We start from the raw sequence: 1089 nt of genomic DNA, 5'->3' as shown, positions 1-1089 counted from the left end.
TGCTTTCACCATCTAAAAACCAATAAAAAAAGGCCGTCTGAAAAAATATTTCAGACGGCCTTTTTTATTGAATGCGTTCTATTTAACAAACTTCGACCAACCAGCCGTGTTTATCTTCTGTCAAACCATATTGAATGTCGGTAATCGCCTTACGGATTGCGTAACCGCGCTCTTGGCTCTTCACTTCGATTTCTTTGCCATCAATCACGAAAGAAGTTACCGGAGAAATGACTGCAGCCGTACCAGTCAGAATCGCCTCTGCACCATTTTCCACAGCTGCTTTCAGCTCATCAACGGTAAAGTTGCGTTCGGTAACGGTATAGCCCAAATCTTTGGCAACAGTCAGCATGGAATCACGGGTAACGCCGTGCAGGAATTCATCTGTCAACGGTTTGGTAATGATTTCATCGCCGTTAATCAGGATAAAGTTAGACGCACCGGTTTCCTGAACGTCGCCATTCGGACAGAACAATACTTGGTTTGCGCCATATTCGGCTTTGGCTTTCAACACCCAAGGCATGGCGGAAGCGTAGTTGCCGCCACATTTCACACGGCCCATATGTGGGGCGCAACGGATATGTTCGGTTTCCACCAAGATTTTAACGGGCGAACCAGCTTTGAAATAGTCGCCGACAGGAGAAGCCAGAATGTACAGCAAAGCCGTTTCAGAAGGAGAACCGGCTTTACCGATCACAGGATCGGTACCGATCAAAGTCGGACGCAGGTACAACGCCGCTGGCGCATCAGGAATTTCTTCGGCAGAGCGTTTGACCAATTCAATCAAAGCATCCAAATAAGCCTCAGTTTCAGGGCGCGGCAGGTGCAGGATATCCGCACTTTGCTGCATGCGCGCGATATTGGCGGTCGGGCGGAACATCACGATTTTGCCGTTTGCCTGACGAAATGCCTTCAAACCCTCAAAACATTCGCTGCCGTAATGCAAGGCATGCGCGCCGGGGGCGATTGTCAGGTCTTTGGAAGATTGCCACTCTACCGGCTGCCATTTACCTTCACGATAAGCGATAACGGGCATTTCAGCGTGAAAAACGCTGCCGAATACGGCTGGAACTGGTCTGCTCATGATGATTG

Annotated in this window: 1 protein-coding gene; it reads right to left on the bottom strand. The window is 49.2% G+C overall.

The annotated features are described in order from the left end of the window. Window positions 1-82: 82 nt before the first annotated feature. Window positions 83-1081 (bottom strand): branched-chain-amino-acid transaminase, encoded by a 999-nt coding sequence (ilvE, locus tag ACTHUT_RS21015; RefSeq protein ID WP_250599819.1) that lies wholly within the window; start codon window positions 1079-1081, stop codon window positions 83-85. Between the last annotated feature and the right edge of the window lie 8 nt (window positions 1082-1089).

The organism is Neisseria sp. P0022.S010 (assembly GCF_051956635.1).
This window is presented reverse-complemented; position numbering and strand designations above follow the sequence as displayed.